Source organism: Stenoxybacter acetivorans DSM 19021 (genome assembly GCF_000745895.1).
Lineage (GTDB): Bacteria > Pseudomonadota > Gammaproteobacteria > Burkholderiales > Neisseriaceae > Stenoxybacter > Stenoxybacter acetivorans.
Genome location: NZ_JQKE01000083.1, coordinates 1 through 9,063, shown reverse-complemented (window position 1 = coordinate 9,063; position 9,063 = coordinate 1). Strand labels below are relative to the sequence as shown.

At 44.7% G+C, this 9,063-nt stretch carries 7 protein-coding genes; all 7 read right to left on the bottom strand.

The features are described from left to right. Window positions 1-53: 53 nt before the first annotated feature. On the bottom strand, window positions 54-557 hold the full coding sequence (locus Q384_RS10150) for a hypothetical protein (RefSeq protein ID WP_037587728.1): 504 nt from the start codon (window positions 555-557) through the stop codon (window positions 54-56). Next, window positions 535-1,425 (bottom strand): hypothetical protein, encoded by an 891-nt coding sequence (locus Q384_RS10145; protein ID WP_037587727.1) that lies wholly within the window; start codon window positions 1,423-1,425, stop codon window positions 535-537. The genes Q384_RS10150 and Q384_RS10145 overlap by 23 nt, the downstream gene beginning before the upstream one ends. 132 nt (window positions 1,426-1,557) lie before the next feature. Then, window positions 1,558-2,085 carry an Imm42 family immunity protein gene (locus Q384_RS10140; protein WP_051940887.1) on the bottom strand — a complete coding sequence of 176 codons (528 nt, stop codon included), beginning with the start codon at window positions 2,083-2,085 and terminating at the stop codon, window positions 1,558-1,560. After that, window positions 2,082-2,744 carry a hypothetical protein gene (locus Q384_RS12735; protein WP_051940884.1) on the bottom strand — a complete coding sequence of 221 codons (663 nt, stop codon included), beginning with the start codon at window positions 2,742-2,744 and terminating at the stop codon, window positions 2,082-2,084. The genes Q384_RS10140 and Q384_RS12735 overlap by 4 nt, the downstream gene beginning before the upstream one ends. A 90-nt stretch (window positions 2,745-2,834) precedes the next feature. After that, the gene (locus Q384_RS10130; protein ID WP_037587725.1) at window positions 2,835-3,107 is read right to left on the bottom strand and encodes a hypothetical protein; all 273 of its coding nucleotides are present in this window, start codon (window positions 3,105-3,107) and stop codon (window positions 2,835-2,837) included. 125 nt (window positions 3,108-3,232) lie between these two features. Further along, window positions 3,233-3,751, bottom strand: a complete 519-nt coding sequence (locus Q384_RS10125; RefSeq protein WP_156956540.1) for an Imm42 family immunity protein — start codon at window positions 3,749-3,751, stop codon at window positions 3,233-3,235. After that, window positions 3,748-9,063, bottom strand: a 5,316-nt coding sequence (locus tag Q384_RS10120; protein ID WP_051940879.1) for a two-partner secretion domain-containing protein, incomplete at its 5' end; no start/stop codon positions are given. The genes Q384_RS10120 and Q384_RS10125, both read right to left, overlap by 4 nt.

The following is a 9,063-nucleotide window of genomic DNA, read 5'->3' as shown; positions in this document are numbered from 1 at the left end:
ATTTCAGGCTGCCTGAAATAAGTTATCAGGCTGCCTGAAAAAGTTAAAAACAATTAAGATTGTTGCGCTGATTTAATCCAAGGCAATTCTTCTATGGGTTCAGGGTCATCCATATTTGCTGCATCCATAGACCATGATAATTCACCATCAGGATAAACCCAAACTAAATCACCGATAGTCCAGTATCTGAGATGCCATTCTTCCTCACTGTCTTCGTATCTGTCTATAACATAACAAATAACCATAGTTTTAGAAATCCATTCATCAGGCGGCCAGCGGTCAATAAAAGATTGCACGGCTTCTTCTGGAGAAATATCCAATAACCGATTATTGCAGCCTAAACGGATAAGTTTGGTTTTTAATAAATAGTATAAGGCATACAAAAAAACAAATTTTTGTTTTTCTTTGCCTAGATAATCCATGTAATCCCAAACAGCCCATAAACCAGATGAATAATGAAAATTCTCAGGAAAATCGACTACATATTCTTCAATATCAACAATCTCTGTATTGGTCAGATTTTCTGCAAAAAATTTATTTAAATTTGATTTCGTCATTTATTCCTACTCCTTTACTATCCAATCCAAATACAGGGTCTCTATTAAAATCAATTGTCCATTTCGCACCAGTCGAATCGGCACTGCTGGAGAAATTCCGTAAACTAATCGATTGGCCTGTTTTGGGGTTTTTATAGGTATGGATAATTTTACCTTTACCCACGTCTCTGGCTGGGGGCAATTTCCCATTCCCACCGATTTCTTTCATCAGTCGAGCAGCATATTCTTTAATATCCGCTTCTGATACACCTTGAAACACAGGAACAGGATTGGGGACGTTGCCCGTTGCGGTGGCAATGTGTTTCTCTCCATTGATGTAAATCTCTATTTGCTTCGTTTTAATGGTGGGATTTTGCCGTTGCATACCAATGTGTTCTCTAGGAGAGTCTTGAATTGGCTGATAGGAAGGATTGTCGCTGTAAAAATTATTATTTATCTGTGCTTCACGAATACGGCTGACATATTCGGCTCGAGATATTTTTCCTTTCAAATAGCTGGTGCGTAATCCGTTGAGCTGGTTTGCTGCTTTCTGTCCCAATGCAGTAGTGATAAAGGCAATGTATCCGCCCCATAATTCTTCTTTAGAAGCAATTTCGTAAGGGTCTTTTTTATTCCATGGATTGTCGCGGTAAACATCAATCGGTATGGTGTATTCCAAACCTGTGGATTGACCGTCTCTTGCTGCGCCAGCAAAAGATTTCAATGCGCCTTTGAGATAGTCGGCATTATTGCCGCTGGTGGGCAGATTGGTACCGGTGAAACCGTCCAGTAGGTTTTTACCTGCACCCTCGAAATACGGTTTCCATTCAAATTGCTGTACCAATGGCACTTTGGTGTAGTTCGCCAGTGCTTTTAAAGTTTCTTGCACTTCTTTGGGGAAATAGCGAATGGCTCGCGGGTCGGTGATAAAGACTTCAGAACAGGATTAGAAAACATATTCATGAAATAGAATATTCAGGCAACCTGAATATTTGAGCTTGCCTGGAAATCATTTTATAAATTAAATATCATTTTTTTCAATATACGTAATCATTTGATTTCCTTCAACTTTAACTCGTAATTCTTTACTGCGTGGCAAACTTCGGATAACAGCTTCAACCGTACCTTTTGGATAACGAATTTCTTGGAAATTTTTATATCCTGTATTAGAAAAAATTAAACGTTCTTCATCTCCATCAAAACCAAGTAGGCATATGAAGCCATGATCTTCTGCTAACATTGATCCCCTAGATAATTCTATTATATTATTTGGATTACCTTCAGCAGCATTATCTAAAATATTATATATATCTAATTTGTATAAAGAGGTATCACCTAAATCCTCAGTAATATATTTTAGTCCGCATTCTAAGTTATTTTTAAAACTATCAAGAGCATAAAATAATTCAATATCACATCCTTTGCCGGGGTAAAACTCTCCATCGATAATAAAATTAAAAGTGCCTAGTGGAATTCTATCATTTGGATAACCTGGTATATATATTAATTCTATCTGTGCCATTAAATTATAATAATCACCAATAATCATTTAGTTTTACCTCCCATTTTTTTCAATTCTTGCCTAACAATATTTGATAATTTATTAACTTCTAATTTGGTCAGTTTATCAGCAGTACTACCTGACCAATGATATGAATTAACATTATCAAATGAAAACCGGTGAATATCTCCATTTATATCAACAGTATATCGAGTTGGTAATTTTGGATCGAGTTGCAGAGAATCTTTAAATAAGTCCACAGAATTTTTAGGTTCAATTCCTGCATTCCAACGATTTCCTTGTTCACCCGGTGTATGCTTAGGATTTGATTGATACGTCAGTTTCTCACCCGATTTGGTAACAGTAGGTGTCGGTACAGGAACAGGCATACGTGAATAAGCAGTTGCTTTACCCGCTACATTAGCAACTCCTGTTGCTTTAAGAACCGTAACTGTTTTCTTAATCCCTTTACCAATCGGACCGGTGGCATCAATCACATTGGTTGGCTGCAATACTTCATTGATAACGTGTAAGCTGGCTAATACATGCAGCTCCAAATCCGAACCATGTGCCGTGCCTTTTTGCTCCAAGTAAACACGAATTTTGCCTTGTATTCTTTTTAAGGCTTCTACATCGCCTTTTCGCAGAGCAGTATCCACTCCCTCAATGGCTTTCTGAAGCTGTTTGTTTTCTTTTGCCAGCTTCATTAATTCATCAAGTTTGTCTTTAACGCCGTTATTGATTACGGCAATCAGTTTTTTTCTACTCGATAGATGATTCAGGTTTCCTGAAATTTATTAGCTATAGTTTTCAATTTTATTAAGAATACTCTCAATGATAGGGATTACATTAGCAGTAATTTCTTCATTATTAAATGTATATTGAATTAATTCAATTTCGTTCTCTGCCAAAAATAATAATTCTCTGAACCAGTTTTCTTCTAAAGAAGCAATTTGATGCTCAGCATTATAAATAATAGATTGTATTTCTTTTATATTAATATTTCCACTTAAAAAAGAAGTGCACCCATTTTTTAACTCATTAATCACTTTCGGATAAATCCATTTCATTTATCTTTTATCCTTAAATATAAATCATTAACAAGTAGCATATTTAATAACAAGCAGAGTTATTAATTGGTTTATAAAAAAATTTCAGATAGCCTGATAATATATCAAGCTACCTGAAAAGCGATTTAATGCCCTTTCAATGTGGTGATTTGACAATTGCCGATATGGAGTACTTTCAAATCTTCTGCAGAAGGTAAGCTATTAATAAGCTCGCCGATAGTGCCTTTCGGTAATCGGATTTCATCAACAGTGATAAAATGATCATTGGTAAAAATAAAACGCTCTTCATCACCGTCAAAGCCAAGGTAAGAGCCGAAACCATAATCATATAAAAAATCAGCCGATAAATCAATTAAATACTTGGGGCGTTCTCTCCATTCGTTATCATCCTCCCATTCAAAATCAATACTGGATAATGGTCTATTGCCTAAATCGTATTGAATTTTTTTTATCCCCATGCAATAAAGGTCTTTTAATGACTCAACAATATGCCACAATTCTTGCATAAGTCCCTCTCCTGGATAAAATTTACCGTCAATAATGAAATTAAAAACACCTGACGGAATTTCATCATTTAGAAAACCCTCTATGTAAGTTTGGTCAAGTTGGATCATTACCATGTTATTAGGTTTGCCTACTATCACGATTTTCCTTTCATTTTTAAATCAAATTCTTTTTTAACTTCTGGTTTTAAAGTTAATTTGTTACTTTTATCACCTGTCCAACCTGACCAATGATATTGATTTCCTTGCGTTATAGAGAAACGATGTATATTACCCTCTGCATCTTGGGCATATCTTGCTTTTACATCACCAGTAATAACCTTCGACTCTTTAAACAACTCAAAAGAATTACGAGGTTCAATCCCTGCTTTTGAATTAAAACCTTGCTCACCCGGTGTATGCTTAGAACTGGATTGATAAGTCAGTTTCTCCCCCGATTTGGTAACAGTAGGTGTCGGAACAGGAACAGGCATACGTGAATAAGCAGTTGCTTTACCCGTTACATTGGCAACTTCTGTTGCTTTAAGAACCGTAACTGTTTTCTTAATCCCTTTACCAATCGGACCGGTGGCATCAATCACATTGGTTGGCAGCAATACTTCATTGATAACGTGTAAGCTGGCTAATACATGCAGCTCCAAATCCGAGCCATGTGCCGTGCCTTTTTGCGCCAAGTAAACACGAATCTTGCCTTGTATTCTTTTTAAGGCTTCTACATCGCCTTTTCGCAGAGCAGTATCCACTCCCTCAATGGCTTTTTGAAGCTGTTTGTTTTCTTTTGCCAGCTTCATCAGTTCATCAAGTTTGTCTTTAACGCCGTTATTGATTACGGCTGTGTGTGCTGCATTGGCAGCGGTATTGACATTGCCGCCCATTGCCGCAGTAACAGTACCCGCCACCAATTTACTTTCGGCAATCAGTTTTTTCCGCTCGGTATCGGTGTAGTAATAGCCGTTAGCGGGTTGGTTGGCATCTGCCCAAATCTCCGCCACTGCCGCCCCGATTGCACCATCTCGGCACTTCTCCTTATTCGCCGCTGCCGCCGCACAACCCGCGACCGCATGGGCGATTTTGTGGGCGATGTATTGGTCGCTGAATGTGCCTTTAATTTGACTCGCGATTTCTCCGTGCACACTTTGCACCAATGCCGACAATATCGCCTGTTTTAATGCTTCTTCACCACTGCCGCCGCTGATTGCGGTGCTGATGATCGCACCGGATACCGAATTGGTCAGATTGACGGTGAACTGATTCAGTGTCGCATTATTGCTGATGTTGTTTAACGCCGCATTGCCGCCCACTTTTTCCGCGACACCGGCGGTGATCACCGCCACGGCTAAGTTTTTGGCGGTTTTGCTGCTGCCCAGCTCTTTCAGGGTTTTGCCGATGTTGCCTTTGTTGTTAATCAGGGAAATCGATGCTTGCGTGGCTAAACTCGATATCGCTGCGGTTTGCATGGCACTGCCAACCGCCCCGGCGGCAATCGGTGCGCCCGCACCCGCAGTAGCAACAGCAACTGCCAATGCAATCACTGCCGCACCCGCTCCGGTCAGCCCCGATTGTTGGTAATTCCATTTTTGGTATTCGAGATTCACTTGCTGCCATTGCACATTATTGGCTACCTGAAGCTGCTTTAAGTAGGCGTGTTCGGGGGTTTTGGCCAGTTTCTCGATTTCGGTTTTAAGCTTGCCTTTGGGTATCTCTACGATGTAGCCGCCCGGTGCGGTGAGTTTCGGCTGGGTGGGGCCGTTGAATTGCGGCAGAGTCAGGGTTTCGACCACGCTGCCGCTGCCGGCTTGGGTTTGCCATACGGCGGAACTGGATTGGCGTTTCTCTTCGGTGCTGACTCGTTTGACGATGCCTTGTAAGATGATTTTGGCGTCTTTACGGGCTTTGGGGCCAACGCCCGCTTGGATATTCGCGCCTTTCAGGCTGGTGTGAAACTCGGTGCCTTCCAAAAGGGTGTGCCAGCCCGATTGGGTGTTGGCGGTTTTGGCGATCACTTTGGTGGGCAGTTTGCTTTGATTAAGAATGGACTTGCTGCCGCCGCTTTTGTTGACGGTGATGCCGATAAAGCTGCTTTTCTTCTTGGTTTCGCGGTGTTTGTAGTGTTGTGCATCTACGGCGATTAGGCTGAGTTGGTCGCCGGCGGTTAAGCTCACTTTGCCGTTGGACGCATAGAATTGGGTGGCTTCGGCGGTGAGGTTGCTGCCGGCGGTGATGCTGATGTTTTTACCGGCGTTCAGCCAAACGGGGGCGGGGGCGGTGTGTTGCTCTTGATCGGTCTTTTCTGTCGTTTTGCATTTGACTTTAATCCCCAGGACTTTTTTGCATTCGGTTTTGGTGCTGTGTCGTTTGTAATACCCTTCGTTTTCCGCACTGCCCAATAACACATCGCTGTACGCGCTGATGTCGATATTGCCGTCAATGGCATACACATGGCTGCCGTTGATACTCAGATTGGCTTGATTGCTTTGTGCGGCGGCACGGATGCTGACACCTTGGCGGCCGAGTAAACGGGAGGGGATATTCAGCTGTGCATAGTCGTAGCTATCGTGATTGGGTTTGCCGATTTCATGGGTATCGGTAACGCTGTCAATCTCGATGGCGTGGCGTTTTTCACCTTTCACTTCGGGTAACAATCCCGCGGCTTCGAGGATGAGTTTTTCTTTGGCAACCAGCTCCGCTCCTGTGATCTGAATGCCTTGTTTGGCAAATACTGTGGTGTTTTTACCGCCGCTCAGATAAGCGGTGCGGTGTTCATTGCCGTTGGTTTGTCCGTTCAGCCGCTGCAGATAGAAGTCATAGCGTACTTGTTCCGCACGCAATGCGGCTAAACGCTTATCTTTGGGATTTTTGGCGGCAATTTCTTGGATACGCATTGCCAATAAATCACGGTCACGCTTGATGGTGTAAATGGTATCCAAAGGCTTGCGATTGGTGCTGTTACTGTTTACTGCTTGAATGATGATGTTGCCGTTAGTGGCAGCAATACTTAAATTGCCTCTGCTGATGATGCGGCTGCCTTGCAGCAGTACTGAACCGCCAACCAAGCGGGTATCGCCTTTGGCTTCTATATCGACAATCTTACTGCTGGTTCTGCCTTGATTACCGTTTACGCCCAAAAGTTTCACTGTTTTGTTCGCACGAATATCGAGGTCTTTATCGGCAGTCAGTTTGTGTCCTGCCGCGATAATGGTATCACCGCCGCTTTCGATGCTGAGGTTGCCGTTGATGTTTTTGAGTTGGGTGTCTTTGCCCAATACGTCGTGTTGGTGGCTGCCGGCGCTGCTGCTGCCGTATAAACCGAGATTGCCTTTATTGGATTTCAGGGTAACCGCACCGCCTTGTATGCGGGTGTTGTTCAGTACTTGATTGCCGCTGCTGTGTATTGACAATACGCCGTTGGCGGTGAATTGGTTATTGAGGCTGTTTTGTTGGTGGTTGCTTAAGACTTGGCTGCTGCGGCTGCTGATTGCCAGGTGTTTGCCGGCTGAAGCGTTCACTTGGTTTAATGTAACCGCTCCTTGTTCTGCGGCAATCACGGTGTTGTGGGAAGATTGGCTTTGGCTGTTGCTCAGGCTGATCGCGTTTTTGGCTTCCAGGGCAATATTGCCTTTGTTTGCCGTGAGCCGGGCTTTGTTTAAGGTAATGTAACCGCCTTTGGCACTCAGATACACTTGATTGCCGCTGAGGCTGATATTGCCGGCTGTAATGCTTTTTTTGCCGGTGAGCTGCACATCTCCGGCTCGGGCGGCAGCGGTCAGTTGATCGGTATTCAGGGAGCCGACACCAACCGAACCAATGTTGACGCCGGTGTTGGCGCTGATTTGGTTATTGCCTCTTAAACGCACATCGCCGCCGCCCAAAATCGATACTTTGCCGTTCGCGGCAGCGGCGTTTAAAGAAGCGGCATCAATGGCCGCTGTGCTTAAATTGCTGATGTTGATGTTTTGTTTGGCATTCAGACGGGTGTTGCTGTCCAGCTGGATTTTGCCTTTATCTGCGGTAAGGTTCATGCTGCCTGAAGCGGCGTTTAAATCCAGTTTGGCGGTGTTGATTTGTCCCGCTTGAATATTGATGTTTTGCCGCGCGCTTAAGGTGGGACGGGCTTGTTTCATTGCCTGACTGCGGATACCTTGACTTAAATTCACGGTTTTGCCGTACAGGTTGATGTTGTTCGCTTGTACGGCTTGGCTGCCGCCGACAAAAAAATCCAATTCCTGACCACTTTGCACAGACAGATCTTTGCCTGCTTTGAGGGTGCTGTGGCTGTTAATATAACCGTCTGTCAAAACGGTGATGCTGCCTGCTGCCGTTAAGGTGTTTTCGCTTAGGTGGATTCCGGTTTGATTGCCGGTGGGTGTCGGCTGTGCGGCTTCCAGATGTAAATTGCCGCCGCTGTTAAGGGTATTGCCGTCTTGTAAGTAAATAAATGCGTTGCTTAATAAGCTGATGTCTTGCTTGGCGGTGAGTGCCGCTTGTTTGCTGTTTAGATTTTGTTGTGAAGCCAGGCGTATGCCGCCGGTATCGGTGTTGATTGTGCCGCTGAGTGTGAAGTTTTTACCTGCCGCCGCGCTGATGCTGCCGTTTTTGTTGTGTAAGGTGCTGCCGCTGCTTAAGTTGAGATTACCACCGGCATCCAGCAAAACGGCAGCGGTGTGTTTGTCGTTGTTTTGCCGGATAACCGCCTTTGGGCTTGAGGTGATGTCTTTACTCGCTTCCAGTAAAATCATGCCGTTGGCTTCGATTTTGCCGGTGTGCTGCAAATGATCCGCCGTTGCTAAGCGCAAATAGGTGGGGGCGGTTTCGGTGGCGGCGGCTGTGGTGCGGATTGTGCCTGTGTTTTCCAGTTTGCCTTCTGCGCTGACCACCAGTTGCCGCGCCGCTTGCAGTGTGCCCGCATTTTTAACACCCACGCCTTTTTCATTGGTCATCAGGGTGATGCTGTTGGCATACATGCCGCCCAGCTGCGCTACGTCAATCCCAACCGACGGCGGTTTGGCGGCAGCCGCGGCGGTGATTTGCCCGTTGCGGTAATCCACGTTTGCCGCCCCCGCCGAGACGCTGAGCTGATTGGCGCGCAATGCGCCGTGCAGTTGTACGCTGCGGCTGATTACGTCGGTAAAAACGGCTCCGCGTCCATCCCAACCGTTTTTACCCACGCTGATATTGCCGCTCTTTACTTGTAAACCGCTGAGGTTGCCGTCTTTGAATTGCGGTATCCCTGTGGTTAAAACCCCGCGTCCGACATTGCTGAAACCGCCGCCGTTCACGCTGATGCCGCTTGGGTTGGCAATCACCACGTCGGCGCGATTGCCCTGTACCGCCACTACGCCGTTAATCGAACTGGGTTTGCTTGAACGCACTTCATTTAAAATCAGTTTTGCTGTACCGTGATTTAAATAAGGATTGCTGCCGCGCTGGTTGTTTAATACGGCACCTTTGCTGTC

Bases quoted from the DNA above. Each gene is read 5' to 3' on its own strand.
- Q384_RS12735 (WP_051940884.1), bottom strand. From the start codon at position 2,744: ATGAAGCTGGCAAAAGAAAACAAACAGCTTCAGAAAGCCATTGAGGGA.
- Q384_RS10140 (WP_051940887.1), bottom strand. From the start codon at position 2,085: ATGATTATTGGTGATTATTATAATTTAATGGCACAGATAGAATTAATA.
- Q384_RS10150 (WP_037587728.1), bottom strand. From the start codon at position 557: ATGACGAAATCAAATTTAAATAAATTTTTTGCAGAAAATCTGACCAAT.
- Q384_RS10130 (WP_037587725.1), bottom strand. From the start codon at position 3,107: ATGAAATGGATTTATCCGAAAGTGATTAATGAGTTAAAAAATGGGTGC.